Genomic DNA, 25,612 nt, shown 5'->3' with positions numbered 1-25,612 from the left:
CCTGGGATGCCGACTGATCATCCCTGGCTGACTTGGGGACCGCCTGGGTTCCCGCCTGCGCGGGAATGACGAAATGGAAGGCGTGACATCTCAGCCTTCGGGCCATTGCGGCGCCACGACGCCCCTCACCCCCGCAGCGCGTCCAGCACGTCCGAGTGGAACTCGCGCTGGTACAGCACCCACAGCACGCCCGCCGTCGCCAGCATGAACACCAGCGGCGAGAAGAACCAGCCCACCACGGCAAAGGCCATGTAGTAGCCGCGCAGCCCGTCGTTGAAGGCCTCGGCGGCCAGGCCCATGACGCGCCCGGCACGGTCGGCAAAGGCCTGGCGCTCCGCAGGCGCCTTCTCGCCCATGGCGGCGAACACGTCCCGGTCCGGCGCCGCGCCCACCAGCAGCGCGCCGAAGCTGTACTGGCGCAGGCTCCAGGTGAAGCGGAAGAAGGCGTACACGAAGATGCCCGTGAGCAGCACGAGCTTCATGTCGAACACCAGCACGCTGGTGCGCGCGGCGAAGGGAATCTCCTTGACCAGTTCCGCCACGCGCTCCGTGGTGGAGAGCATCGCCAGCAGGCCGCCGATGATCAGGATGGTGGTGGAGGCGAAGAAGCTGGGCGCCGAGGACATGTTCTGCACCACCACGCCGTCGAGCACGCGGTTGTCGCGGAAGGTGGCCTGCACCATCCACTGCCGGCGCACGCGGTTGCTGGTGGCCAGCAGCGAGCGCTCGGCCAGGCCCTGGCGCCGCGCGAAGCTGGCGTAGCCACTCCAGCCGGCCACGAAGGCCACCAGCGCCAGCCAGTCCAGCCAGGGCAGCTGCGCCAGCACATCGAGCACGTTTTTCATGGGGCGCCACTGTAGCGGCGCCCCGGCGCGCTCCCGGGTCGGCACGGCCCGGGAAGTGGGACGCTCAGGGTGCGAGATCGAACACCAGCACCTCGGCGCCCTGCCCGGCGCGCAGATCGAGCCGCGCCTCGTCGCGCAGCATGGCCGCGTCGCCCGCGCGCAGCCGCTGGCCATTGAGCTCCACGCTGCCGCGCGCCACGTGCACGCAGCCCAGGCGGCCCGGCGCCAGCGGCAGCGTGGCGGCCTCGTCGCCGTCGAAGCAGCCCGCGTACAGCCGGGCGTCGGCATGCCAGCGCAGCGCGCCCTCCTGCGCGTCGGGCGCGGCCACCAGCGTCAGCCGGCCGCGCTTGCGCTCGGGCGCGATGGCGCGCTGCCCGTAGGCGGGCTCGATGCCCAGCTCGGTGGGCATCAGCCAGATCTGCAGGAAATGCGTGACCGTGCCGGTGGCGCCGTTGACCTCGCTGTGCCGCACGCCGCGGCCCGCGCTCATCACCTGCACCTCGCCGGGCAGGATGATCCCGGCGTGGCCCATGCTGTCCTTGTGCGCCAGCGCGCCTTCGAGCACGTAGCTCAGGATCTCCATGTCGCGGTGGCCATGGGTGCCAAAACCGGTGCCGGGGGCGATGCGGTCCTCGTTGATCACCCGCAGGTTGCCGAAGCCCATGTGGGCCGGGTCGAAGTAGTCGGCAAACGAGAAGGTGTGAAAACTCTTGAGCCAACCGTGGTCGGCGTGACCGCGGTCCTCGGATTTGCGCAGCGTCATCATGCGGGCCACTGTAGGCGGCAGGCTGATCCCATAAGGGCTTAGAGGCTTGAAGCGCCCATTCAAATAAGATGAAACGATGATGAAGCGGCACAACGCCCTGACGCCGGACGCCCTGGCCATGATGGACGCCATCGCCCGCTGCGGCAGCTTCGCCGCGGCGGCACGCGAGCTGGGCAAGGTTCCTTCCGCTCTGACCTACAGCGTGCGCCAGCTCGAGGACGCGCTGGACGTGCTGCTCTTCGACCGCCGCTCCGGCCAGGCCAAGCTCACCGCCGCCGGCGAGGAGCTGCTCAGCGAGGGCCGGCGCCTGCTGGCCGAGATGGAGGCCGTGGCGCACCGCGTGCGCCGCGTGGCCGGCGGCTGGGAGACGCAGCTCACGGTGGCGATGGACGGGATCATCTCCAGGCTCACCATGTTCGAGCTGTGCGAGGCCTTCTTCGCGCTGCGCCCCACGCCCGGGCAGGACGGTCCGGGCACGCGGCTGCGCCTGCGCACCGAGGTGCTGGCCGGCACCTGGGAGGCGCTGGTGTCGGGCCAGGCGGACCTGGCCATCGGCGTGGACGTGGACCACGCCGTGCCGGCAGGCATCGAGCTGCGCACGCTGGGCGAGCTGGATTTCGTGTTCGCCGTGGCGCCGCACCACGCGCTGGCCGGCCACGACGGCCCGATCAGCGACGCCGAATTGCTCAAGCACCGCGCAGTGGCCGTGGCGGACTCGGCGCAGCGCCTCACGCCGCTGACGGTGAACCTGCTGCCCGGGCAGGACGTGTTCACGGTGGCGAGCCTGCAGGCCAAGATCGAGGCGCAGCTGCGCTGCCTGGGCTGCGGCTTCGTGCCCGAGCCGCTGGCGCGCGAGCACATCCGCGCCGGGCGGCTGGTGGTCAAGGCCACGCAGCGCAAGCAGACGCGCGCGCGCGTGGGCTACGCCTGGCGCGCCTCGGCCGCGCCGCAGCCGCGCAAGGCGCCGCAGGGGCTGGCGCTGCAGTGGTGGCTGGACCAGCTGCAGAGCCCGGCCACGCGGCAGGCGCTGCTGGAGCGCCATGCCGGCATGGTCACGCCGGTGGACTGACCGGCCCGGCGCTCATCGAAGACGAGAAGACGAATCCTGCAGTGACAGTGAAACCCTACATCGGGCGCTTCGCGCCCTCGCCCACGGGCGCGCTGCATGCGGGCTCGCTGGTGGCCGCGCTGGCGAGCTGGCTCGATGCGCGCGCGCATGGCGGGCGCTGGCTGCTGCGCATCGAGGACACCGACACGCCGCGCTGCGTCTGCGGCGCGGACCGCGAGATCCTGCGCCAGCTCGACGTGCTGGGTCTGCATCCGGACGAGCCGCCGCTGTGGCAGTCGCAGCGCGAGGCCTTCTACCAGCAGGCGCTGGACGGCCTGGTGCAGCGCGGCCTGGCCTACGCTTGCGGCTGCACCCGGCGCGACATCGACGCGGCGCTGCAGGCCCAGGGGCACGCGCACCAGCGCCACGAGGAGCGCGTCTATCCCGGCACCTGCCGCGACGGGCTGCACGGCAAGCCGGCGCGCGCGTGGCGGCTGCGCTGCGGCACGGAGGCGGCGCCGGTGCGCATCGCCTGGCACGACCGCCGGCTGGGCGCGCAGGCGCAGGACCTCACACACCAGGTGGGCGACTTCGTGCTCCGGCGCGCCGACGGCATCTGGGCCTACCAGCTCGCGGTGGTGGTGGACGACGCGCTGCAGGGCGTCACCCACGTGGTGCGCGGCGAGGACCTGGCGGACAACACCCCGCGCCAGATCTGGCTGCAGCGCCAGCTGGGCGCGCCGCAGCCCGCGTACCTGCACCTGCCGCTGGTGCGGGACGCGCGGGGAGAAAAGCTGTCCAAGCAGCATGGCGCGCCGCCGCTGGCGCTGGACGACCCCCTGGCCGCGCTGCAGGCGGCGGCCCAGGCACTGGAGTTGCCAAGGGTGGAAGCCGGTGAGGTGGTGAGCTGGCTGTCCGGGGCGACCGCAGCCTGGGCCCGGCGCTGGGCGATCGAAACGTAGGCTGTCGGTAGGAGCCCTCCTACAGACAGCAGCCGCGCGCGACTACAGCCAGCGCACCAGGCCGGGGCCTAACATGCGCGCACGCCGATCAGGGCGAGCACCACGGCATCCGGCCCATGTCATCACCACTGAGCACGTACATCGTCGAGGACAGCCCCGTCATTCGCGAGAACCTGATTGCCACGCTGGAGGAGCTCGTGCCTTTGCAGGTCGTGGGCTCGGCCGAGGACGAGTCCACCGCGCTGCGCTGGCTGGCCGAGCAGGGCAAACCGTGCGACCTGATGATCGTGGACATCTTTCTCAAGGGCGGCACCGGCCTGGGCGTGCTGCAGGCGGCGCAGAAGCTGCGCCCGCTGACCAAGAAGGTGGTGCTGAGCAACTTCGCCACGCCCGACATGCGCCGGCGCTGCCTGGAGCTCGGCGCCGACGAGGTGTTCGACAAGTCCAACGAGATCGACACGCTCATCGCCTGGTGCATGCAGCTCGCCGGCGCGTCCTCCACCAACAACTGAAGGCCCTGCCCTTCACGCCGCCACGGCGCCGGCCCGGACCGCCGCGCCACAGCCCCCCACCCGGCCGGAGCCGGGACGCAGGCTCACTGGATGAGCCCGTGCTTGAGCGCGTAGTAGGTGAGATCGCTGTTGGAGGAGAGGTTCATCTTCTCCATCACGCGCGTGCGGTAGGTGCTCACGGTCTTGACGGAGAGGGCCATGTGGTCGGCGATGTGGCCGATGGTCTCGCCCTGGGCCAGGCGCAGGAAGACCTGGAACTCGCGCTCGGACAGCAGCTCGTGCGGGGCCTTGTCGCCGCCGCCGTCGAGCTGGTCGGCCAGCAGCTCGGCCACCGCCGGCGTGATGTAGCGCCGCCCGCGCGCCACGGTGCGGATCGCCTTGACGATCTCCTCGGGCTCGCACTCCTTGTTGAGGTAGCCGGCGGCGCCCTGGCGCAGCAGCGTGGTCGCGTAGTGCTGCTCGGGGAAGCCGCTGAGGATGAGCACCGGCAGCTCCGGCGCGCGGGCCTTGATGGCCTGCAGCGCATCGACGCCCCCATGCCCTGGCATCGACAGGTCCATCAGCATCACATCAACCTCACCCTTGCGCAGCAGCTCCAGCGCCTCGCGCCCGTTGGCAGCTTCGCCGGTGACCTGCAAGTCCGGCTGCTCGGCCAGGAACTGCTTGAGCCCGGCACGCACGATGGCGTGATCGTCAACGATGGCAACGCGGATCATGGCCTTACCCACTTCTAGCCCTGCGATAAAACACATCTTAGCCACGATGCCGCGGCTGGCCGTCTGGTTCGACCGCTTCAGCCGCAGTGCATTCAGCTTTCCGCTGGCGCTGATCGCGGCTTTGGGCTTGCTGGTGATCAGCGAACTCTCCTACCGCCACGCCGTGCAGTCCATCGAGGCGCTGCGGGTGCAGAACAGCGCGCGCGTGGCCACGCACCGGCTGCTGCTGGCCGTGGTGGACGCCGAGAGCGGGCAGCGCGGCTACCTGCTCACCGGGCGGCCCGAGTACCTGCAGCCCTACCGCAAGGCGGTGGCCGACATCCGCGAAACCACCCGGGCGCTGCAGCAGCGCTACGAGAACGAGACCGCCCAGAAGGCGCAGCTGACACGGCTGCTGCAGCTCGTGACCAACAAGCTCTCCGAGCTGGAGACCACGCTCAAGCTGCACACCGAGGGCCGCGACGCCGCCTGGCGCGAGCTGATCGGCAGCGGCATCGGGCGCGAGGCCATGCAGGCCATGCGCGACGCCGCCGAGCAGCTCATCGCCAGCGAGAACGAGGCCATCGAGGCGCAGCGCGAGGACATCCGCGAGACGCTGCAGATCAACCGCATCGGCGTGGGCACCGTCACCGCCATCAGCCTGCTGGCCTTCTTCATGTACCTGCGCCAGAGCATGGCGCTGGACCAGGAGCGGCAGCTGCGCCAGCAGGCGCTGCAGGAGGACCGCGACCGGCTGGAGGCGCAGGTGCGCGAGCGCACGGCCGACCTCACCCACCTCACGCAGCACCTGCAAAGCGCGCGCGAGGACGAGAAGAGCCGCCTGGCGCGCGAGCTGCACGACGAGCTGGGCGCGCTGCTGACGGCGGCCAAGCTGGACCTGGCGCGCATCCGCTCGCGCCTGGGCGGCGCCGCGCCGGAGCTGACCACGCGCATCGAGCACCTCACGGCCACGCTCAACAGCGGCATCGCGCTCAAGCGCCGCATCATCGAAGACCTGCGCCCCTCGGCCCTGAGCAACCTGGGGCTGGTGGCGGCGCTGGAGATCCTGGCGCGCGAGTTCGAGCAGCGCTCGGGACTGAAGCTGCAGTGCGCGCTGCAGGCGCTGCGGCTCACGCCCTCGTGCGAGCTGACGGTGTACCGCCTGGTGCAGGAGGCGTTGACCAACGTCGCCAAGTACGCCAAGGCGCGCGAGGTGCGCATCGCGCTGCAGCCGCAGGGACCGTGGGCGCTGGTGAGCGTGCAGGACGACGGCACCGGCTTCGACACGAGCATCCAGAAGACCTCGGCGCACGGGCTGCTGGGCATGCGCTACCGCGTCGAAGCCGAGGGCGGGCGGCTGCAGCTGCACAGCACGCCGGGCCAAGGCACGCGCATCGAGGCCGTGCTGCCGCTGCGCGCCGAGGAGCCGACGCCGGCCCTGGCCGATCCGGCAGCCTGACAGCAGCATCAGCCCAGCATTGGTCAGAAAAGCCGAACAAAGTGTGCACAGAGTGACAACACTGTTCAGCTTTGCCGGACAAACCTCTACCGCCTTGGCTTGATCGGGCCGCGTCCCGGGCCACGGCCCCGGTGGCGCCCTGTGGGCGGCGTCCTACAGACGGATACCGCCGGGACCGACATGGGCTGGCTGCGGTGTCCCATGCCGCCCCCTGCTTCAGGGATCTACGCTGTGGTCAACGTGATGTCGCGCGTCACGGGCTTCACCACCACCGTCGTTGGAATCCCGAACATGCTTCCCTACGCCATCGTCTTTTTCATCATCGCGCTGCTGGCGGCGCTCTTCGGTTTCGGCGGCATCGCCGCCGGGGCGGCCGGCATTGCCAAGGTGCTGTTCGTGTTGTTCATCGTGCTGGCGCTGGCCAGCTTCGTGATCGGGCTGTGGCGCCACAGGGGTTCGTGAGGCGCTGGCATGATGCGCGCCTCGTTTTGGAGAAAGCTCTCATGATCACCACCGATTCCGGCCTGCAGTACGAAGACACCACCGTGGGCAGCGGCGAGACCGCGCGCGCGGGCACCCCCGTCACGGTGCACTACACCGGCTGGCTGCATGACCCGTCGAAGCCGGACGGCCGCGGCCGCAAGTTCGACTCCAGCAAGGACCGCCGCGATCCCTTCCGCTTCGACCTGGGCGCGGGCATGGTGATCCAGGGCTGGGACGAGGGCGTGCAGGGCATGCAGGTCGGCGGCACGCGCGTGCTGGTGATTCCGCCGCAGCTGGGCTACGGCGCCCGCGGTGCCGGCGGCGTCATCCCGCCCAATGCCACGCTGGTGTTCGAGGTCGAGCTGCTCAAGGCCTGATCGCTCCCATGAAAAAACCCGCCGGGCTCGCGCCGGGCGGGTTTTTTGTTGGGTGTCAGCGCTTCAGTGGGACGGCCTGGGCCGTCCCGGCTTCAGGCTTCAGCGGTCCCAGCCGCCGTCGCGGCGCGGGCCGCGGCCACGCTCGCCGCCGAAGCCGCCGCGGTCGCCCTGGCGCTGCTCGCCGAAGCGGCCGCCACGGTTGCCCGGACGCTCAGCGCGGTCGAAGCCACCGTGGCCCTGCGGCGCATCGGCGCGGCGCTCGAAGGGGCTGCGGTCGCGCGGAGCGCCGTGGTGGCGATTGCCGTCGCCATGGCGGCTGAAGGCGCCCTCCGGACGGCGCTGCTCGAAGCGGCCTTCCGGACGCGGGCCACCGAAATGGCCACCGCCCTCATGGCGCGGCGCGAAGCCCTCGCGCGGCGCGGCGAAGCGCTCGCCACGCCCCTCGAAGCCGCCTTCACGGCGCGGCTCGAAACCGCCTTCGCGGCGCGGACCACGCTCGAAGCCGTCGCGGCGCGGGCCGCCGAAGGACTTGCCCTTGCCGAAGGGCTTGCCGCCACGGCCGCCGTCCGGGCGGCCGGGGTAGATGCGCGGCTCGGGCTGGCGCGGCTCCAGGCCCTCGACGGTGGCCACGGGGATGGTCTGCGTCGTGAACTGCTGGATGCGCTTGATCATCACCACGTCGCGGCGCTCGGCCAGCGTCACGGCCAGGCCGGAGCGGCCGGCACGGCCGGTGCGGCCGATGCGGTGCACGTAGTCCTCGGCCTTCATCGGCAGGCCGAAGTTGATGACGTGGCTGATGGTGGGCACGTCGATGCCGCGGGCGGCCACGTCGGTGGCCACCAGCACGCGCAGCTGGCGGTTGCGCATGCCGTTGAGCACGCGGTTGCGCCGGCCCTGCGGCATGCCGCCGTGCAGCGCGGCCACCGAATGGCCCATTTCGCCCAGGCGGTCGGCCAGGCGGTCGGCGTCGACCTGGGTGCTGGTGAACACCACGGCCTGCTCGACCTCGCGGCCGGTGAGCAGGTGGTCCAGCAGCGCGTTCTTGTGCGCGACGTCGTCGGCCCAGTGCAGGCGCTGCTCGATGTTCTCGTGCGTGTCGGTGTGCGAGGCGACGTCGATGGCCTGCGGCTCGCGCAGCAGCTCGTCGGCCAGGCGGCCGACGTGGCCGGCGAAGGTGGCGCTGTACATCACCGTCTGGCGCGTCTTGGGCGTGCACTCGGCGATGAAAGTGATGTCGTCGATGAAGCCCATGTCGAGCATGCGGTCGGCTTCGTCGAGGACCAGCATCTCCACGTGCTCCAGCAGCGCCTTGCCGCTTTGCACGTGGTCGATGAGGCGGCCCGGGGTGGCGATGAGGATGTCCACCGGACCGCGCAGCGCCTTGAGCTGCGCGCCGTAGGGCACGCCGCCGACGACGGTGACCACGCGCAGGCCCTGCACATGGCGGCCGTAGTCCACGGCGGACTTGGCCACCTGCTGCGCCAGCTCGCGGGTGGGCGCCAGCACCAGCACGCGCGGGCCGGTCATGCCCTTGTCGCGGCGCTTGGTGTTGTCGCCGCGGGCGGCCAGTACGCGCTGCAGCGCGGGCAGCACGAAGCTGGCGGTCTTGCCGCTGCCGGTGCTGGAGGACACGCGCAGGTCGCGGCCTTCCATCGCGGGCGGGATGGCACGGGCCTGCACGTCGGTCGGGTTCTCGTAGCCGGCGTCGGACACGGCACGGATCAGGGCGTCATGGAGGCCCAGGGAATCAAAAGTCATCAGAGTCTTTTCTTCAACGCCGGCAGACAGCAGCCGGCCAGGCAGCGCCCTACACAGGCCCTGCCAGATCCAAGTCGCGGAAGGAACATTTCCACCTGCCGAGGAAAGACGTGGCAGGTGCACCGGTCCGAAAGCGACGGCATCGCCGCCGACCGGTCCCGCAGGCCGAGCGGCCTGCCGGGAGAGAAATCAAGTTCCGCCACGCGCTGTCGTGCGGGAGAACTCGATGAAGGTCAGAGGGGATGAACGAACGGTGCCAGAACGACACCGAGCGCGCATTGTACGGCCTCCGTGAAAGCCCTTATTTTTGGGCTTTGCAAGGCCCTGGCAGTGCGCGCCTCAGACGGCCAGGAAGTGCTGGCGGTAGTGCAGCAGCTCGTCGATGGACTCGTGGATGTCGGCCAGCGCGGTGTGAGCCTGGGCCTTCTTGAAGCCTTCCAGCGCCGAGGGCTTCCAGCGCCGCGCCAATTCCTTGAGCGTGCTGACGTCGAGGTTGCGGTAATGGAAGAAGGACTCCAGCTGCGGCATGTAGTTGGCGAGAAAGCGCCGATCCTGGCAGATGGAGTTGCCGCACATCGGGCTCTTGCCGGCGGGCACGTACTGCTTGAGCCACGCGATGACCTCGGCCTGCGCCTGCGCCTCGTCCACCGTGGAGGCCTTGACCCGGTCGATCAGGCCGCTCTTGCCATGCGTGCCCTTGTTCCAGGCGTCCATGGCGTCGAGCGTGGCGTCGCTCTGGTGGATGGCGAACACGGGCCCTTCGGCACGCACGGTGAGCTGGGCGTCGGTGACGACCACGGCGATCTCGATGATGCGGTCGCGGTCGGGAAAGAGGCCGGTCATCTCCAGGTCGATCCAGATCAGGTTCTGGTCGGCGATGGCGAGCTCGGTCGTCATGAAAAATCCTCGTGGGCTGGCTTAAAGGGGGGCGATTGTCGCAGCCCTACACTTGCCGCCATGTCTGCCTTGACCCTGCTGTTTGCAGGCGCCGTGCTTGTGGCGCTGCTGCTGAAACTCTGGCTCGCCACGCGCCAGATGCGCCATGTGGCGCTGCACCGCGACAAGGTGCCCCCCGCCTTCGCCGGCGCCGTGTCGCTGCACGCGCACCAGCGCGCGGCCGACTACACGCTGGCGCGCGGCCGCTTCGGGCTGCTGCAGGCCGCGTTCAGCTCGGCGCTGCTGCTGGGCTGGACGCTGCTGGGCGGGCTGGACGTGCTCAACCTGCTGGTGCGCGACGCCGTGCAGCCGGTGCTGGGCGACATGGCCTACCAGCTGGCGCTGCTGACGGCCTTCGTCGTGATCAGCGCGCTGCTGGACCTGCCCTTCGAGCTCTACCGCACCTTCGTGCTGGAGCAGCGCTTCGGCTTCAACCGCATGACCTGGAAGCTGTACCTGGCCGACCAGCTCAAGGGCGTGGCAGTGGGCGTGCTCATCGGGCTGCCGCTGGCGGCGCTGGTGCTGTGGATCATGGGCGCGACCGGCTCACTGTGGTGGCTGTGGGCCTGGGTGGCGTGGACGCTGTTCCAGCTGCTGGCGCTGGTGCTGTACCCGACGCTGATCGCGCCGCTGTTCAACCGCTTCACGCCGCTGCCCGAAGGCGAGCTCAAGCAGCAGGTGCAGGCGTTGATGAAGCGCTGCGGCTTCGCTGCCAAGGGCCTGTTCGTGATGGACGGCAGCCGCCGCTCGGCCCATGCCAACGCCTATTTCACGGGCCTGGGCGCGGCCAAGCGCGTGGTGTTCTTCGACACGCTGCTGTCCAAGCTCAACGGCCAGGAGATCGAGGCCGTGCTGGCGCATGAGCTGGGCCATTACAAGCACCGGCACGTGCTCAAGCGCATGCTGCTGGCTTTCGGCCTGAGCCTGGCCGGTCTGGCGCTGCTGGGCTGGCTCTCCAGCCAAGTGGGCTTCTACACGGGCCTGGGCGTGCGGCCCAACCTGGACGCACCCAACGACGCACTGGCGCTGCTGCTGTTCATGCTGGTGCTGCCGCCGTTCATGTTCCTGCTGTCGCCGCTGGGGGCGCGGCTGTCGCGCCGCCACGAGTTCGAGGCCGACGCCTATGCCTGCGCGCAGGCCGACGGGCGCGACCTGGCCACCGCGCTGCTCAAGCTGCACGAGGACAACGCCTCCACGCTCACACCCGATCCGCTGTACGCCCGCTTCTACTACTCGCATCCCCCGGCCACCGAGCGCCTGGCGGCCCTGCGGGCGCAGTCCTGACATGGCGCGCCAGACTGAGCTCGACACCGGGCTGGTGGTGGCTGCGCACGGCCGCCACGTGGTGGTGGAGACGCCTGAAGGCCGGCGCATTCAGTGCCACCTGCGCGGCAAGAAGAGCGAGTGCGTGGTCGGCGACCGCGTGCGCTGGCAGGCCAGCGGCGACGAGGGCGTGGTCGAGCATGTGGAGCCGCGCCGCAACCTGCTGATGCGCCAGGACGAGTGGAAGACGAAGTCCTTCGCGGCCAACATCGACCAGGTGCTGATGCTGGTAGCCGGCGAGCCCATGTTCAGCGAGTCGCAGCTCAGCCGCGCGCTGATTGCCGCCGAGAGCGCCGGCATTCCGGTGCGGGTGCTGCTCAACAAGGCTGAGCTGCCGCAGGCCGAGGTGGCGCGCGAACGGCTGCAGCCCTATCGCGCCATGGGCGTGGAGGTGCTGGAAACCTCTCTCAAGACCAGCCCGGATGCGTCGCGCGCGCTGCTGACGCCGCTGCTGCAGGATGCCGCCACGCTGGTGCTGGGCCCCAGCGGCACCGGCAAGAGCACGCTGGTGAACCTGATGGTGGAAGACGCGCAGGCGCAGGTGGGCGACATCTCGCAGGCGCTCAATTCGGGGCGCCACACCACCACCAGCACGCGCTGGTACTGGCTCGACGCGGCGGCGCGCCGCGGGGCGCTGCTCGACTCGCCCGGCTTCCAGGAGTTCGGCCTGCGCCACATTGAGGCGGACCAGCTGCCCATGCTGATGCCGGACCTGCGCGCCCATGTGCCGCAGTGCCGCTTCTACAACTGCACGCACCGCCATGAGCCCGGCTGCGGCGTGCGCGCCGCGGTGGAGCGCGGCGAGATCAGCGCCAGCCGCTACCGCATCTACGGCGAGATCCGCGAGGAGCTGGAGCGCACGAAGTGGTGAGCCAAGAGCCGGGCACGCCCGGCACGCTCACTCTTTTTAGCCAAGGACATTGGCCAGCGTCAGCAGCGCCAGCAGCAGCAGCCACAGCACCATCGAGCGCCACACCAGGCCGACGATGCTCTGCAGGTGCCCGGGCTGGGGCGGCAGCCCCGGCGTGGAACCCAGCGAGCCCTCGATCTCCCCGCCCGCGCCGACCTGGAAGGTCTTGCTGCGATCGGGCGTGACGCCCGGCGCGGCGCTGCCGCCCAGCTGCACGCCCAGCGCACCGGCGGCGGCGGCGAGGATGATGCCTTCGTTCTGGTGCACCCACAGCCCGGCGTCGCGCCGCCAGCCGTTGACGGCCTCCTCGAAGTTGCCCACCACCGCGAAGCCGAAGGCGGTCAGCCGCGCGGGCACATGGTCAATGCCGCTGAACAGCTGCTGCGACAGCGTCATGAGCCGCTCGTTGGCCGGCGCGCCCAGGCTGCGGCTCTTGAAGCTCCAGTAGCGGCCCGCGAACTCGGCCATGCGGTAGAGCACCGCCCCGGCCGGGCCCAGGCCCAGCGAGGACAGCAGCACGAACCAGAAAAACACGCCGAACACATGCCGGTGCGCCGCCAGCAGCGCATGCTCGATCACGTGGCGCAGCAGCTCGGTGCGCGGCAGCTCGCTGGTGTCCAGATGCCGCCACTCGGCCAGGAGCCGGCGCGCCGCCAGCTCATCGCCACGGTCCAGCGCGTCGCGGATGTCGGTGAAGAAGTGGCTGAACTGCCTGAAACCCAGCGTCAGGTAGAGCACCAGCACGTCGAAGGCCAGGGCCAGCAGCATGCTCAGCTGCGCCACGCCCGTGTACAGCGCCGCCACCAGCAGCGTGGGCGCCAGCACCGTCACGCCCCAGACCACCCACGCATGATGCTCACGCCCGGCGTCGAAGTTGCGCCCGGCCCAACGCACCCAGGAAATCAGCGTGTCGTGGATGCGGTTGTCACGAGGCAGCGGCTTGAGCTGCTCGATCAGCAGGGCCAGCAGGACGGCGAAGAAACTCATTGCCGCGGATCATACCGACGGCAACGCGCCGTTCCGGTGCGCCGGCGACGGCATCCTCAGGCGGCCAGGAAGCGGTAGAGGTTACGCAGCATCGCCGCCGTGGCGCCCCAGATGAAGTACTCGCGCTGGCTGCCGGCAGCGGTCCAGGGCATGGACAGGAACTGGCGCGGCGCGCCGTCAAGTTCGATGCGGTGGTGACGATGGTGTGCCGGCGTCATGAGCCAGCCCAGGGGCACCTCGAAGGCCTCAGCCACCTCGAACGGATCGACGCGCAGCTCATAGGGCGCGCTCAGCAGGCCCACCACGGGGGTGACGCGGAAGGCGGTGATCGTCGTGTACGCGGGCAGTGCACCGATCACCTGCACCCACGCCGGCTCCAGGCCTACTTCCTCCTGCGCCTCACGCAGCGCGGTGTACACCGCATCGGCGTCGCCGGGCTCGGCCCGGCCGCCAGGGAAGCTGATCTGCCCGGCATGCGCCTTCAGGTGCGCCGTGCGCTGCGTCAGCAGCACATGCAGCGAGCCATCGGCGTGCTCGACCAGCGGCACCAGCACGGAAGCGTCGGCCTTGGCCTGGATCGCCTCCCGGCCGTCGGCACGCGTCTCGGGCTGCCAGGGCGGCGGATGGGCGAAACGCTGGCGTAGCGCCGGCGCCGTCAGCCGCTCGGGCGGCACCGGCGGCAGGTGTTCGTCCATGCCGATGACCGGCACGGACTGGGGATCAAGGATCAAGGTGGCCATGACCTCAGCATAGGCCCGCGCCACAAAAGCCGCCGGCACGCGGCCTCAGCGCGCCTGTGTGCCAAGACTCCAAACAAAAAAACCGCCCGAAGGCGGTTTTTGCAGACTGGCCGGGAGCCAGCGGTGGAGGCGGCGGCTGGGCCGGGACGCCTCGGAAGCGGCACTCAGGCCAGCTTTTCCTTGATGCGGGCCGACTTGCCGCTGCGCTGGCGCAGGTAGTACAGCTTGGCGCGACGCACGTCGCCGCGACGCTTGACTTCGATGCCGGCGATCAGCGGGCTGTACAGCTGGAACGTACGCTCCACGCCTTCGCCGCTGGAGATCTTGCGCACGATGAAGCTGCTGTTGAGGCCGCGGTTGCGCTTGGCGATCACGACGCCTTCGTAAGCCTGCACGCGCTTGCGGGTGCCTTCGACGACGTTGACGCTGACGATCACGGTGTCGCCAGGGGCAAACGCCGGGATGGTCTTGTTCAGGCGAGCAATTTCTTCCTGCTCGAGGGTCTGGATCAGGTCCATGGGGTTCTCCAAGGGATCATGCCGGCACGGTGGTTGTTGGCCTGCGCCGGTCACCGATGACCAGCCCGGGCTGCGAAGAGATTTCGCCCGGCAGAGGATCGAAAAGCCTTTGATTATATCCCAAGCAAGCAACGTGCTCCGGGGAGACCGGCCCGGCAGTGGGATTAAGGCTTGGGCTCGATGTCCAGCGCCTGCAGGAAGCGCTCGTCCTCGCGGCTCAGGCGGCCGGCGGCGCGCGCGGCGGCAATGAGGTCCGGGCGGCGCCGCGCCGTCAGCTCCAGCGAGCGCTCGCGGCGCCAGCGCGCGATGCGGCCATGGTGGCCGGAGAGCAGCACCTGCGGCACGGCATCGACCCCGCCATCCGCGCGCGGCAACTGTTCGGGCCGGCTGTAGTGAGGGCAGTCGAGCAGGCCATCCTCGAAGCTGTCCTGCTGGTGCGAGGCTGCGTCCTGCAGGACGCCGGGCTGCAGCCGCGCCACGGCATCGAGCAGCACCAGCGCGGGCAGTTCGCCACCGGAAAGCACGAAGTCGCCCAGGCTCACTTCCATGTCCACATGGCGGTCGATGAAGCGCTGGTCGATGCCTTCGTAACGTCCGCACAGCAGCACGGCGCCCGGGCCGGCGGCAAGCTCGCGCACCAGCGCCTGGTCCAGGCGGCGGCCGGTGGGCGAGAAATGAATGAGCGGCGCGCGGTGGCCGGCGCCGGTACCCTCGCCTGCTTGCACACGCGCCGCGTGCACGGCGTCCAGCGCGCGCTCCAGCGGCGGCGCCATCATCACCATGCCGGGACCGCCGCCAAAGGGGCGGTCATCCACGCGCCGGTAGTTGCCCTCGGCAAAGTCGCGAAGCGGCCAAAGTTGCAATTGCAACTTGCCATCGACATAGGCACGCCGCGTCACGCCGACTTCCAGGTGCGGCGCGAACAGCTCGGGAAAGAGAGTGATGACGTCGAAGCGCAGCACGGCAGGTGTGCGCCGCGCGGGTGGCGGCGTCAGTAGTCAGCGCCCCAGTCGACCGTGATGCGCTTTTGCGCCAGGTCCACTTGGTCGATGTAAGCGGCAACGAAAGGAATCAGCCGTTCGGCTTCAAGCTCGCTCATGCCGGCAGGCAGTTCCTTGGGCTGCACGCGCAGCACGCTGTGCGGACCGGTGTCGAGCAGGTCGGAAACGGTGCCGAGGACGACGCCCTCGCGGTTCACCACCTCCAGCCCGATGAGGTCCACCCAGTAGTACTCGCCTTCGTCGGCGGTCGGGAAGCTGGCGCGCGAGATGAACACGCGCGCGCCCTTGAGGGCCTCGGCCGCGTTGCGGTCGGGCACTTCCTGCGCGCTGGCCACCACGGCGTCGCCCTGCTCTCGGGCACCCGTGATCTTCAGCAGCTTTGGAAAGTTGGCCGCGGCGGCGGCCGGCAGCCGCTCGGGCGGCTGCAGGAACCAGCGCCGCGAAGAAAACAGCGCCTGGGGATCGGAGGCATGAGGCTGGACCTTGATCCAGCCCTTGATGCCCCAGGCACCCGTCACGCGGCCGACTTCCACCGCGTCATCGGGCCAGGTCGGCTCGTCAGGCGCCCAGGACATCGGCACGTCGCAACGGAAGCGCCGACTTACTCGGCGGCGGCGGCAGCCGGCTCAGCGGCGGCAGCGGCCGGGGCTTGGCCAGCGGTGGCCTTCTTGGCCTGGTCCACCAGACGGGCCACGGTGGGCGACAGTTGCGCGCCCACGCCGGCCCAGTAGCTCACGCGCTCCAGCGCCACGCGCAGCGGCTGCTCGGCGCCGGAGGCCACGGGGTTGTAGAAGCCCACGCGCTCGATGAAGCGACCGTCGCGACGCTCGCGCGACTCGGCAACCACGATGTTGTAGAAGGGGCGCTTCTTGGAACCGCCGCGGGCCAGACGAATGACGACCATGTTGTTGACTCTCGATGTGCAGGAGAAACGATCGCCGCACCAGGGACACGGGCAGGCCAGGCAGATCGAAATGTTTGCCGCGGCGCCGGGCTTGACACCCGAAGCACGCACGCGGCTCGCTTGCTCGGTGCCGTTAGATACGCGCAGGCCTAAGGCCCGCCAGCACCGAAACCGCGCATTATAAACTGCCCGGCCCGCCTTCCTTGCACAGCCGGCCCAAGTCCGGCAATTCCAATGCCATGAGCCCCCTGACGATCCGCCCCAGCTCACCCGAAGACTTCCCCGCCGTCGCCCGGATCTACGCCCACCATGTGCTGCACGGCACGGCCACTTTCGAGACCGAGCCGCCCTCGCCCGAGGAGATGCTGCGCCGGCGCGAAGAAGTGCTCGCGCGCGGCTGGCCCTGGCTGGTGGCCGAGCGTGACGGCGCGATCCTGGGCTACGCCTACGCCAACCAGTTGCGCCCGCGCCCGGCCTTCCGCTTCTGCCTGGAGGATTCGATCTACCTCGACGAGAACGCCCGCGGCCAGGGCGTGGGCCGCGCGCTGCTGGTGGAGCTGCTGGCGCAGTGCGAGGCGCGCGGTGCGCGGCAGATGGTGGCAGTGATCGGCGATTCGGCCAATGCCGCCTCCATCGGGCTGCACCGTGCCTGCGGCTTCGAGCCCAGCGGCGGCTACGCGGCCGCAGGCTGGAAGTTCGAGCGCTGGATCGACGTGGTGCTGATGCAGCGCGCGCTGGGTGACGGCTCCGCCACGCCGGCACGGGAACACGCGTGAGCGGGAAGCCGGCCGGCCTGCCCGTCGCCGGGCATGGCCTGAGCCACTACAAATCCAAGACGCTGGCGACCTGGATCGCCATCCTCGGAGGCAGCCTGGGCCTGCACCGCTTTTACCTGCACGGCTGGCGCGATGGGCTGGGCTGGCTGCACCCGCTGCCCACGCTGGCCGGGCTGCATGGCGTGCGGCGCATGCTGGCCCTGGGGCAGGACGACCAGGCGGCCTGGGCGCTGATCCCGCTGCTGGGCCTGATGCTGGCGCAGGCCATGCTCTTCGCCATTCTTTACGGCCTCACACCCGACGAGCGCTGGGATGCGCGCCACAACCCGGGCCAGCCGGGGCAGGAAACCCGATGGGGCCCGGTGCTGGGCGCCATCGCAGCGCTGATGCTGGGCGCGGGCGTGCTCATGGCCACCATCGCCTTCAGCGGCCAGCGCTATTTCGAATGGCAGATCGAGCAGGCGCGCCAGATCAGCCAGTGACCAATGAAAAGGCCCGCCGGTGGCGGGCCTTGGGAGCGCTGAAGCGAAGACTTCAGAACAGCAGTTCGCTGAGCCAGTACGACAGCGCCGCCACCAGGGCCGCGGCCGGGATGGTCAGTATCCAGGCCCACACGATGTTGCCCGCCACGCCCCAGCGCACCGCCGAGGCGCGCTGCGTGGAGCCCACGCCGACGATGGCGCCGGTGATGGTGTGGGTGGTGGACACGGGCACGCCCAGCGAGGTGGCGAAGAACAGCGTCATGGCGCCGCCCGTTTCGGCACAGAAGCCGCCCACGGGCTTGAGCTTGGTCAGGCGCTGGCCCATGGTCTGCACGATGCGCCAGCCGCCGAACATGGTGCCCATGCCAATGGCGAGATAGCAGCTCCAGATCACCCAGTACGGCGGCATGCTGTCGCCGGCTTTGGCGTAGCCCGAGGAGATCAGCAGCAGCCAGATGATGCCGATGGTTTTCTGCGCATCGTTGCCGCCGTGGCCCAGCGAGTACAGCCCGGCCGACACGAGCTGCAGCCGCCGGAACCAGTTGTCCACGCGCAGCGGCGAGCTGCGCCGGCAGATCCAGGACACCGCCACCATCAGCAGCGAGCCCAGCAAGAAGCCCAGCGTCGGCGACACCACGATGAACAGCACCGTCTTGAGCACGCCGCTCCACACCAGCGGCCCGGCACCGGCCTTGGCCATGGTGGCGCCGACGATGCCGCCGATGAGCGCGTGCGAGGAACTCGACGGGATGCCGTAGAACCAGGTGACGACGTTCCACACGATGGCGCCCACCAGGGCGCCGAAGATGACGTGCAGGTCCACCACCGACGGATCGACGATGCCCTTGCCCACGGTGGCCGCCACCTTGAGCTGGAACACCATGATCGCCACCACGTTGAAGAAGGCGGCAAACAGCACCGCCTGCTGCGGCTTGAGCACGCCGGTGGACACGACGGTGGCGATGGAGTTCGCCGCGTCGTGGAAGCCGTTCATGAAGTCGAACACCAGGGCCAGCAGCACGAGCAGCGCCACGACCCAGAAACTGATCTGGATGGGGTCCATGAGAAAAGACGAGGCCGCGCGCTCAGGAGTTCTCGAGGACCACGCCCTCGATCAGGTTGGCCACGTCTTCGCAGCGGTCCGAGATGGATTCGAGCTGCTCGTAGATCGCCTTGAGCTTGATGAGCTCGCGCACATCGGGCTCCTGGCGGAACAGGCGCGACATGGCGCTGCGCATCACGCGGTCGGCGTCGGATTCGAGCTTGTCGATCTCCTCGCAGGTCTTGATGGCAGCCTCGGCCACCGCCGGCACGTTGAGCTTGGGCAGCAGCGACACCGCGTGCTGCACGCGCTCGCAGCACTTGACGCTGAGCTCGGCCAGCGAGCGCAGTTCGTCCGTGACGGCGTGCACGTCGTACAGCGCCATGGTCTCGGACGTGTCCTGCAGCAGGTCCAGCACGTCGTCCATGGCGTTGATCAGCGACAGGATCTGCTCGCGGTCGATGGGCGTGATGAAGGTCTTGTGCAGCAGCCGGTTGACCTCGGCCGTGACCTTGTCGGCATCGTGCTCGGCGGCATCGACCCCATCGGCATAGCGCTGGCGCAGTGCCGGATCGGCATAGTGCTCGATCATCTGCATGAAGGCCCGCGAGCCCTCGGCAATCTTCGCGCCGTGCTGGTTGAACAGCTCGAAGAAATTGCCCTCCTTGGGCAGCAGCTTGGAAAACAGCATGTCGTCCTCTCGTCCGGCCTCACGGCCGACGTGCCGGCGGCACTTGCGCCGCCATGGCAGGGTTCAGTTGGCAAACCCGCGATTCTACGAGGGGCACGGCGGATGCCCGGGCTCACCCGGACGGCGCAGCGTGACGACCGTGTGACATCTGCAAGGCGCGCGCAGGCGGCGCGGCGCCTGCGAGCCGTGCCCCTGAAGCTTCAGCGCCAGTCGCCCGGCAGCGGCTCGATGGCCTGATCCTGCACATCTTGCAGCAGTTGCGTCAGCGACCATCCCTGCCCCGGCCAGCACAACGCGGGCGCGATCTCATGCAGCGGCGCCAGCACGAAGGCACGCTCGTGCGCGCGCGGGTGCGGCAGCGTCAGTACCGGGTCGGACTGCTGCACGTCGCCGTACAGCAGCAGGTCCAGGTCCAGCGTGCGCGGCGCATTGCGGTAGGGGCGCTCGCGCCCATGCGCCAACTCGATGGCCTGCAGCTGGCGCAGCAGCTCCAGTGGTGCCAGTGTCGTGTCCAGCGCCGCCACGGCATTGAAGAAGTCCGGCCCCTGGGCGTCCACCGGCGCGCTGCGCCACAGCGACGACACGCCCGCCGGCACGCAGCCCGGCAGCGCCCAGAGGGCCTGCAGCGCCGCGCGCAGCGTGGCACGCGCGTCACCCAGGTTGGCCCCCAGCCCGACATAGGCCCGCACGGCCTGCGGCATGGCGCTCACAGCGAGGGTGGCGGCTCGGGCGTCACCACGTCGCTGCCGCCGGACGGCTTGCGGCGCCGGCGCCGACGCTTGCGCGCGGCCGGCGCATCGCCGGATTCGCCCGCCTCGGCGGGCGCGGCCTCGGCGGCGGCCGGACGGCTGCTTGCAGCGCCGGACGAGCCGCGACGACGACGCTGTTGCTGCGACGCCTCGCGCACCGCCTGCACCAGCGCGTCGCGCTCCTCGGACGTGCCCAGCGCGAAGTCCTCCCACCACTCGGCCAGCTCGGCATCGATCTGGTCCACGTCGGCGCGCAGCCGCAGGAAGTCGTAGCCGGCCCGGAAGCGCGGCTGCTCCACCAGCGCGAAGGGCGCGTTGCCGGTGCGGCGCTCGAAGCGCGGCTGCATCAGCCAGATCTCGCGCATGTCGGCCGCGAGCTTGCCGCGGCCGGAGATGTCGCCGATGCGCGCATCGAACACTGCGTCGATGGCCTGCTGCAGCGCCGGCACCGGGGCCTCGCCGGACTCGCGCAATTGGGCCCAGCGCGACTGCACGTCGTGCCACAGCATGCACGCCAGCATGAAGCTCGGCGCCACGGCGCGGCCCTCGGCCACGCGGCGGTCGGTGTCCTCCAGCGCCGCGCGGATGAAGCGCTCGCGCGCCTCGTCGGCGTTGAACACCACTTCCAGCAGCGGGAAGACGCGGTGCATGCCCTGCTTGCGCAGCTCGTCTAGGCTGCGCAGCGCATGCCCGGTCTGCAGCAGCTTGAGCATCTCGTCGAACAAGCGCGAGATGGGCACGTTCTCCAGCAGCTCCAGCATGCGCGGCATCGGCTCGCGCGTGCGCGCCTCGATGTCGAAGCCCAGCTTGGCCGCGAAGCGCACCACGCGGATCAGCCGCACCGGGTCCTCGCGATAGCGCAGCTCGGGCTCGCCGATGATGCGCAGCAGCCGCTTCTTGGCGTCGCGGATGCCGCCGTGGTAGTCCACCACGATGCGCGAGGTGGGGTCGTAGTACATGGCGTTGATGGTGAAGTCGCGCCGCGCCGCATCCTCGATCTGCGGCCCCCAGACGTTGTCGCGCAGCACCCGCCCGCTGGCGTCCACCACGTGGCTCTTGCCGGCGAGCTCGCTCTTGGAGGTCTTCTCGTTGCCTTCCACCTGCTCGGCCGCGCTGGCGTCGAGGTAGGCGCGGAAGGTGGACACCTCCACCACCTCGTGGTCGCGGCCGCGCCCGAAGATGACGTGCACGATGCGGAAGCGCCGCCCGATGATGAAGGCGCGGCGGAACAGCGCCTTCACCTCCTCGGGCGTGGCGTTGGTGGCGACGTCGAAGTCCTTCGGCGCCAGCCCCACGAGCAGGTCGCGCACCGCGCCGCCGACGATGTAGGCCTCGAAGCCCGCCTCCTGCAGGGTGCGCACCACCTTGACGGCACGCTCGTCGAGCAGCGAGGCGTCAATGCCGTGCTCGGACTCGGGCACCTCCACGCGTTCGCCCAACGGGATGCGCAGCTTGGGGGCGGACTTGCCGCCGCCCAGCAGCCGGCCAATGAGGGTCTTGATCATGCGAACAGCTTGAGGATGGGCCAGCCGCGCGCGCGGGCAATTGCCTCCAGCGCGGAACCCGGGTTGGTGGCCACCGGGGAATCGACCTGCTCCAGCAGCGGCAGGTCGTTGGTGGAATCGCTGTAGAAGTGCACGCGCGCGAAGTCGGCCTGCGTGCGGCCCAGGCCGGCCAGCCAGTCCCGCACGCGCTCGATCTTGCCCTCGCGGTACGAGGGCACGCCGTCGATGGCGCCGGTGACGCGCCCTTGCGCGTCGCGCGCCAGGCGCAGCGCGATGAGGTGCGGCACGCCGAAGGCCGCCGCGATGGGCGCGGTGACGAACTCGTTGGTGGCGGTGACGACGGCGCACAGGTGCCCGGCGTCGAGGTGCTTCCTCACCAGCGCCAGCGCCTGCGCGTGCATCTGCGGGCGGATCACCTCCTGCATGAAGCGCTCGCGCGCGGCCAGCTGCTCGGTCTCGGGGCGCGTGCGCCAGGCCGAGGTGGCGAAGTCGATGTACGCGGGGAGGTCCAGGCGGCCGGCCTGGTAGTCGGCGAAAAAGCCGTCGTTGCGCGCGCGCCAGGCGGCACCGTCCACCCAGCCGAGCTTGACCATGAACTCGCCGAAGGCGTGGTCGGAGTCGCCGGGCAGCAGCGTGCCGTCGAGGTCGAAAAGAGCCAGTTCCATGTGATCCATGTTGTTCTTGTGGGGGGTCGCTTCAGGCGCCCTCCTCGGCCAGCATGCGGCGCAGCAGCGGCACCGTCACGGCACGGCGCTGTGCCAGCGCGAAGCCGTCGAGACGGTCGAGCAGGCCCATGAGGTGCTTGAGGTCGCGGTCGAAGTGGTTCAGCAGGTAATCCATCACGTCGTCTGAGAGTTCGATGCCACGGCGCTGTGCCTCGTGTTGCAGCGTGGCGCGGGCCTCACGCTCGGTCAGCGGCTGCAGCGCGAACACGTCGCCCCAGCCCAGCCGGGTGCGCAGGTCCTCGCGCACGGGCAGGTCCACCGGCGGCACCCGGCCGGCGGCGGCCACCTGCACCTGGAAGGTCGCGGCATCGATGAACGCGGCAAACGCCGCCTGCTGGTGCAGCTCATCGAGCCGATCGCAGTCGTCCATGACGATCAGCGTCCAGCCCTCGTCCACCTCCCAGGGCACCGGGTCGGCGGCGTTGAACCAGCCCACGCGCTCGCCGGCCAGCTGGCGCTCGTGCACCAGCGCCTGCAGCAGGTGCGTCTTGCCGCTGCCGGGCGGCCCCCAGAGGTACAGCGGTGCCAGCGCGCCCGAGCCCGGGCCGAGCCGGCGCAGGTGCTGCACGGCGGCCGCGTTGGCGCCGGGCACGAAGCCGTCGAAGCTCGGCACCCGCTCGAAGGCGATCGGCAAGGGAATCTGTTTCATCCGGGTTCTGGTCCGGCCGGCGCACTCCGGCGCCTTGCCGGTGCGACCGGCGGTGAACCGGTTCCACCGGCCATGAGCGCCGGCGCGGTCAGCGGCGGGCCGGTGACACCAGTGGCGCACTGGCACGGCCGGCCCGCGTGGACTGCGGGCGCGATTGTAGGCGGGCAAGACAAGTACCCGGCGCAGCCGGGGACGCGCTGCAGCGCGCGCGGCCGCCTTCAGTGCAGCCGCGGCTGGCCGTAGCGGCGCAGTTCCTCCAGCCGCTCGGTGAGCGCTGGCGCGTCGGCCGCCTGGGGACGCTGGCGCAGGTACTGCGCCAGATCCTGGGCCGCGGCGGCGTACTGGCCCAGCTCGGCCTGGCACAGGCCGCGATCGCGGCGCTCTTCCCAGTCCTGGGGCAGCAGGATCACCAGGCGCTGCTCCACCGCCAGCAGCCGCACCCAGTCGCCGGCGCTGCGGTGGATCTCCTTGAGGTTGCGCAGCAGCCGTGCCAGCACCTCGCGCGGCGAGGCCGCCTGCAGGAACAGCTCCAGGGGGGCCTCGTAGTCGCCCACCAGCCCCTGCTGGCGGCGGTAGGGCTGCAGCCGCTCGTCGAGCTGCTCGCGCGACAGCGAGCGGCCGTTGAACGGGTCCAGCACCACTTCGCCTTGGGGCATGTGCAGCTTGACCAGGAAATGCCCCGGGAAGGAAATGCCGCGCGCTTGCAGCCCGATGTGCCCGGCCAGCTCGATGTAGAGCAGCGCCAGCGTGATGGGAATGCCCCGGCGCGTGACCAGCACCTGGTGCAGGTAGCTGTTGGCCGGGTCGTAGTAGTCGTTGACGTTGCCCGCGAAGCCCAGTTCCTGGAAGAAGTAGCGGTTGAGGCTGCGCAGCTTGAACATCGGCGCCGCATCGGCGGGCAGCCGGCGGCGCAATCGCTCCGCCAGCATGTCCACCTCGTGCAGCACGCCCTGGGCATCAAGCTGGGGATACTCGTCCTGCGCGATGCTCACTGCCGCCTCGAAGGCGGCGAGGCTGTCATCGTCTGCCACCAGCGCCGCGAAGTACTCCAGCACCGTCGGAGCCTGGAAATGCCGGGAATGCATGCCGCCGCTCATGCGGCCCAGTGTAGGCGCTTCACACGCGCCGCACGAATTGCCGCGGCCGGATTCCGCACAAAACCAGTGCACCGAAGTACAGCACCGCCGCGCCGCCGAGCACGGCCGCCAGCAACGCCACACGCAGCCCGGGCTGCGCGCGCAACCCGGTCCAGTCCAGCGCCTGCGCCACCCACGACAGCGCCGCCGCCAGCAGCAAGGTAGCGAACAGCACGCGCAGGAAGAAGGCCAGCCAGCCCGCGGCCGGCGTATAGGAGCCACGCCGGCGCAGTCCCACCAGCAGCCAGCCGGCATTGAGCAGCGCGCCCAGCCCGATCGACAGCGCCAGCCCCGCGTGCCCGATCCAGGGCACGAACACCAGGTTCATCGCCTGCGTCGCCGCCAGCACCACCACCGCGATGCGCACCGGCGTGCGGATGTCCAGGCGGGCGTAGAAGCCCGGCGCCAGCACCTTGGTGCCCACCAAGCCCATCAGGCCTATGCCGTAGCCCATGAGCGCCACCACCGTTTGCTGCACGTCGTTGGCAGCGAAGGCGCCGTAGTGGTAGAGCGTGGCCACCAGCGGGTGCGCGAACACCAGCAGCGCCGCCGCGCAAGGCAGCGCCAGCAGCAGCACCAGGCGCAGGCCCCAGTCCAGCAGCGCCGAGTAGGCCGCAGCGTCCTCGCGCGCCTGTGCCGCCGACAGCTGCGGCAGCAGCACCACACCCAGCGCCACACCCAGCAGCGCCGTGGGGAACTCCATCAGCCGGTCGGCGTACGTGAGCCAGGACACCGCGCCCGGCCCGAGCTGCGAAGCGATCTGGGTATTGATCAGCAATGACAGCTGCGCCACCGACACGCCCAGCAATGCAGGCGCCATCTGCTTGAGTACGCGGTGCACGCCCGGGTGGTGCCAGGCCGCGCGCAGGCGCGCCGGCGTGAGGCCGATGTGCGGCAGGTGCCCCAGGCGCGCCAGTGCGGGCAATTGCACGGCCAGCTGCAGCAGCCCGCCCAGCATCACGCCGGCGGCCATGGCGTAGATAGGCTCAATCCCCCAGGCCGCAAAGCGCGGCGCCAGCAGCACCGCCGCGCCGATCATGCAAAGGTTGAGCACCACCGGCGTAGCCGCAGGCACCACGAAGTGCTTCCAGGTATTGAGGATGCCCGCGGCCAGCGCCACCAGCGACATGCAGCCGATGTAGGGAAACATCCAGCGCGTCATCACCACGGCATCGTCAAAGCGTGCCAGGCCCGAGGCCATCAGCCACACCACCACGGGCGCAGCCACGACACCGACGACGCAGGTCACCAGCAACGCCCAGACCAGCACGGTGGCCACGGCGTCGATCAGCGACTGCGTCACCTCATCGCCCTCCTTGGCACGCGTCGCCGCCAGCAGCGGCACGAAGGCCTGCGAGAAGGCGCCCTCCGCAAAGAGCCGGCGCAGCAGGTTCGGAATGCGGAACGCGACGTTGAAGGCGTCGGTGGCAGCGCTGGCGCCGAAAGCCGAGGCAATAAGCAGCTCACGCGCCAAGCCCGTGATGCGAGAGGCCAGGGTGAACAGGGAGACAGTGGAGGCGGCCTTGAGCAGGTTCATGAGGCGGGCCGCGGCGCGCGCCCTGAACCGGCGCGGCAGGAGATCACGGCGGAAGCGGCAAAGCGGCGAATTATAGGAAGACCACCCGCGGCGCTC

At 70.1% G+C, this 25,612-nt stretch carries 29 protein-coding genes; 10 read left to right on the top strand and 19 right to left on the bottom strand.

The window, feature by feature from the left end:
- Nucleotides 1-125: 125 nt before the first annotated feature.
- Nucleotides 126-845: a DUF599 domain-containing protein gene (locus tag HHL10_RS04070; RefSeq protein ID WP_169159068.1), complete on the bottom strand. Its 720-nt coding sequence runs from the start codon at nt 843-845 to the stop codon at nt 126-128.
- A gap of 64 nt (nt 846-909) precedes the next feature.
- Nucleotides 910-1,611 (bottom strand): pirin family protein, encoded by a 702-nt coding sequence (locus HHL10_RS04065; protein ID WP_169159067.1) that lies wholly within the window; start codon nt 1,609-1,611, stop codon nt 910-912.
- 76 nt (nt 1,612-1,687) lie between these two features.
- Here HHL10_RS04065 and HHL10_RS04060 point away from each other — a divergent pair, with 76 nt between their 5' ends.
- The 3 genes from HHL10_RS04060 to HHL10_RS04050 all read left to right on the top strand — a co-directional run bounded on the left by HHL10_RS04060 (nt 1,688) and on the right by HHL10_RS04050 (nt 4,133).
- A complete protein-coding gene (locus HHL10_RS04060; protein WP_169159066.1) occupies nt 1,688-2,680 on the top strand; it encodes a LysR family transcriptional regulator in 993 nt (330 codons plus the stop codon).
- A 41-nt stretch (nt 2,681-2,721) separates the two neighbouring features.
- On the top strand, nt 2,722-3,621 hold the full coding sequence (gene gluQRS, locus HHL10_RS04055; protein WP_310734518.1) for a tRNA glutamyl-Q(34) synthetase GluQRS: 900 nt from the start codon (nt 2,722-2,724) through the stop codon (nt 3,619-3,621).
- Between the two features lie 116 nt (nt 3,622-3,737).
- Entirely contained in the window at nt 3,738-4,133 is a 396-nt protein-coding gene (locus tag HHL10_RS04050; RefSeq protein WP_169159065.1) for a response regulator, read from the top strand.
- An 83-nt stretch (nt 4,134-4,216) separates the two neighbouring features.
- Here the strand turns inward: HHL10_RS04050 and HHL10_RS04045 are convergent, their stop codons facing one another.
- Nucleotides 4,217-4,849, bottom strand: coding sequence for a response regulator (locus tag HHL10_RS04045; protein ID WP_169159064.1), 633 nt, complete (start codon nt 4,847-4,849; stop codon nt 4,217-4,219).
- A gap of 46 nt (nt 4,850-4,895) precedes the next feature.
- On the opposite strand from HHL10_RS04045, the gene HHL10_RS04040 reads away from it, so the two are divergent.
- The 3 genes from HHL10_RS04040 to HHL10_RS04030 all read left to right on the top strand — a co-directional run bounded on the left by HHL10_RS04040 (nt 4,896) and on the right by HHL10_RS04030 (nt 7,147).
- Complete coding sequence (locus tag HHL10_RS04040) at nt 4,896-6,287, top strand: CHASE3 domain-containing protein (protein ID WP_169159063.1); 1,392 nt, start codon at nt 4,896-4,898, stop codon at nt 6,285-6,287.
- A gap of 291 nt (nt 6,288-6,578) precedes the next feature.
- Nucleotides 6,579-6,749, top strand: coding sequence for a DUF1328 family protein (locus HHL10_RS04035; RefSeq protein WP_169159311.1), 171 nt, complete (start codon nt 6,579-6,581; stop codon nt 6,747-6,749).
- A gap of 41 nt (nt 6,750-6,790) precedes the next feature.
- Nucleotides 6,791-7,147, top strand: coding sequence for an FKBP-type peptidyl-prolyl cis-trans isomerase (locus tag HHL10_RS04030; RefSeq protein ID WP_169159062.1), 357 nt, complete (start codon nt 6,791-6,793; stop codon nt 7,145-7,147).
- 99 nt (nt 7,148-7,246) lie between these two features.
- Here the strand turns inward: HHL10_RS04030 and HHL10_RS04025 are convergent, their stop codons facing one another.
- Complete coding sequence (locus HHL10_RS04025; protein WP_169159061.1) at nt 7,247-8,905, bottom strand: DEAD/DEAH box helicase; 1,659 nt, start codon at nt 8,903-8,905, stop codon at nt 7,247-7,249.
- A 339-nt stretch (nt 8,906-9,244) separates the two neighbouring features.
- Nucleotides 9,245-9,802, bottom strand: a complete 558-nt coding sequence (gene orn / locus HHL10_RS04020) for an oligoribonuclease (RefSeq protein ID WP_169159060.1) — start codon at nt 9,800-9,802, stop codon at nt 9,245-9,247.
- Between the two features lie 60 nt (nt 9,803-9,862).
- Here orn and HHL10_RS04015 point away from each other — a divergent pair, with 60 nt between their 5' ends.
- Both HHL10_RS04015 and rsgA read left to right on the top strand, forming a co-directional pair.
- Complete coding sequence (locus tag HHL10_RS04015) at nt 9,863-11,125, top strand: M48 family metallopeptidase (RefSeq protein WP_169159059.1); 1,263 nt, start codon at nt 9,863-9,865, stop codon at nt 11,123-11,125.
- Between the two features lies 1 nt (nt 11,126).
- Nucleotides 11,127-12,035, top strand: a complete 909-nt coding sequence (gene rsgA, locus HHL10_RS04010) for a ribosome small subunit-dependent GTPase A (protein ID WP_169159058.1) — start codon at nt 11,127-11,129, stop codon at nt 12,033-12,035.
- 36 nt (nt 12,036-12,071) lie between these two features.
- Here the strand turns inward: rsgA and HHL10_RS04005 are convergent, their stop codons facing one another.
- The 6 genes from HHL10_RS04005 to rpsP all read right to left on the bottom strand — a co-directional run bounded on the left by HHL10_RS04005 (nt 12,072) and on the right by rpsP (nt 16,224).
- Nucleotides 12,072-13,061 (bottom strand): CobD/CbiB family protein, encoded by a 990-nt coding sequence (locus HHL10_RS04005; protein ID WP_169159057.1) that lies wholly within the window; start codon nt 13,059-13,061, stop codon nt 12,072-12,074.
- A gap of 56 nt (nt 13,062-13,117) precedes the next feature.
- Nucleotides 13,118-13,801, bottom strand: a complete 684-nt coding sequence (locus tag HHL10_RS04000) for a CoA pyrophosphatase (protein ID WP_169159056.1) — start codon at nt 13,799-13,801, stop codon at nt 13,118-13,120.
- Between the two features lie 164 nt (nt 13,802-13,965).
- Complete coding sequence (rplS, locus tag HHL10_RS03995; protein WP_169159055.1) at nt 13,966-14,319, bottom strand: 50S ribosomal protein L19; 354 nt, start codon at nt 14,317-14,319, stop codon at nt 13,966-13,968.
- 164 nt (nt 14,320-14,483) lie between these two features.
- Nucleotides 14,484-15,278: a tRNA (guanosine(37)-N1)-methyltransferase TrmD gene (gene trmD / locus HHL10_RS03990; RefSeq protein WP_169159310.1), complete on the bottom strand. Its 795-nt coding sequence runs from the start codon at nt 15,276-15,278 to the stop codon at nt 14,484-14,486.
- Nucleotides 15,279-15,310: 32 nt separating this feature from the next.
- Entirely contained in the window at nt 15,311-15,895 is a 585-nt protein-coding gene (rimM, locus tag HHL10_RS03985; RefSeq protein ID WP_169159054.1) for a ribosome maturation factor RimM, read from the bottom strand.
- A gap of 26 nt (nt 15,896-15,921) precedes the next feature.
- The gene (gene rpsP / locus HHL10_RS03980; RefSeq protein WP_169159053.1) at nt 15,922-16,224 is read right to left on the bottom strand and encodes a 30S ribosomal protein S16; all 303 of its coding nucleotides are present in this window, start codon (nt 16,222-16,224) and stop codon (nt 15,922-15,924) included.
- Between the two features lie 239 nt (nt 16,225-16,463).
- Here rpsP and HHL10_RS03975 point away from each other — a divergent pair, with 239 nt between their 5' ends.
- A complete protein-coding gene (locus HHL10_RS03975; RefSeq protein WP_169159052.1) occupies nt 16,464-17,000 on the top strand; it encodes a GNAT family N-acetyltransferase in 537 nt (178 codons plus the stop codon).
- The gene (locus HHL10_RS03970; protein ID WP_169159051.1) at nt 16,997-17,482 is read left to right on the top strand and encodes a TM2 domain-containing protein; all 486 of its coding nucleotides are present in this window, start codon (nt 16,997-16,999) and stop codon (nt 17,480-17,482) included. Before HHL10_RS03975 ends, HHL10_RS03970 begins: the two co-directional genes overlap by 4 nt.
- A gap of 52 nt (nt 17,483-17,534) precedes the next feature.
- Here the strand turns inward: HHL10_RS03970 and HHL10_RS03965 are convergent, their stop codons facing one another.
- The 8 genes from HHL10_RS03965 to murJ form a co-directional block, all read right to left on the bottom strand.
- Nucleotides 17,535-18,545: an inorganic phosphate transporter gene (locus HHL10_RS03965; RefSeq protein ID WP_169159050.1), complete on the bottom strand. Its 1,011-nt coding sequence runs from the start codon at nt 18,543-18,545 to the stop codon at nt 17,535-17,537.
- Between the two features lie 22 nt (nt 18,546-18,567).
- Complete coding sequence (locus HHL10_RS03960) at nt 18,568-19,215, bottom strand: DUF47 domain-containing protein (RefSeq protein ID WP_169159049.1); 648 nt, start codon at nt 19,213-19,215, stop codon at nt 18,568-18,570.
- 200 nt (nt 19,216-19,415) lie between these two features.
- Nucleotides 19,416-19,925: a 2-amino-4-hydroxy-6-hydroxymethyldihydropteridine diphosphokinase gene (locus HHL10_RS03955; RefSeq protein WP_375138932.1), complete on the bottom strand. Its 510-nt coding sequence runs from the start codon at nt 19,923-19,925 to the stop codon at nt 19,416-19,418.
- Entirely contained in the window at nt 19,922-21,469 is a 1,548-nt protein-coding gene (pcnB, locus tag HHL10_RS03950; protein ID WP_169159047.1) for a polynucleotide adenylyltransferase PcnB, read from the bottom strand. Before pcnB ends, HHL10_RS03955 begins: the two co-directional genes overlap by 4 nt.
- Nucleotides 21,466-22,134 carry a histidinol-phosphatase gene (locus tag HHL10_RS03945; protein ID WP_169159309.1) on the bottom strand — a complete coding sequence of 223 codons (669 nt, stop codon included), beginning with the start codon at nt 22,132-22,134 and terminating at the stop codon, nt 21,466-21,468. The genes pcnB and HHL10_RS03945 overlap by 4 nt, the downstream gene beginning before the upstream one ends.
- Before the next feature lie 31 nt (nt 22,135-22,165).
- Nucleotides 22,166-22,843 (bottom strand): DnaA regulatory inactivator Hda, encoded by a 678-nt coding sequence (gene hda, locus HHL10_RS03940; protein WP_169159046.1) that lies wholly within the window; start codon nt 22,841-22,843, stop codon nt 22,166-22,168.
- 218 nt (nt 22,844-23,061) lie between these two features.
- Nucleotides 23,062-23,928, bottom strand: a complete 867-nt coding sequence (locus HHL10_RS03935) for a SirB1 family protein (RefSeq protein WP_235971069.1) — start codon at nt 23,926-23,928, stop codon at nt 23,062-23,064.
- Nucleotides 23,929-23,959: 31 nt separating this feature from the next.
- Nucleotides 23,960-25,516, bottom strand: coding sequence for a murein biosynthesis integral membrane protein MurJ (murJ, locus tag HHL10_RS03930; protein ID WP_169159044.1), 1,557 nt, complete (start codon nt 25,514-25,516; stop codon nt 23,960-23,962).
- Nucleotides 25,517-25,612 lie beyond the last annotated feature (96 nt).

Origin of the sequence: Azohydromonas caseinilytica, from assembly GCF_012927045.1 — a bacterium.
Classification (GTDB): domain Bacteria; phylum Pseudomonadota; class Gammaproteobacteria; order Burkholderiales; family Burkholderiaceae_C; genus Azohydromonas; species Azohydromonas caseinilytica.
This window is presented reverse-complemented; position numbering and strand designations above follow the sequence as displayed.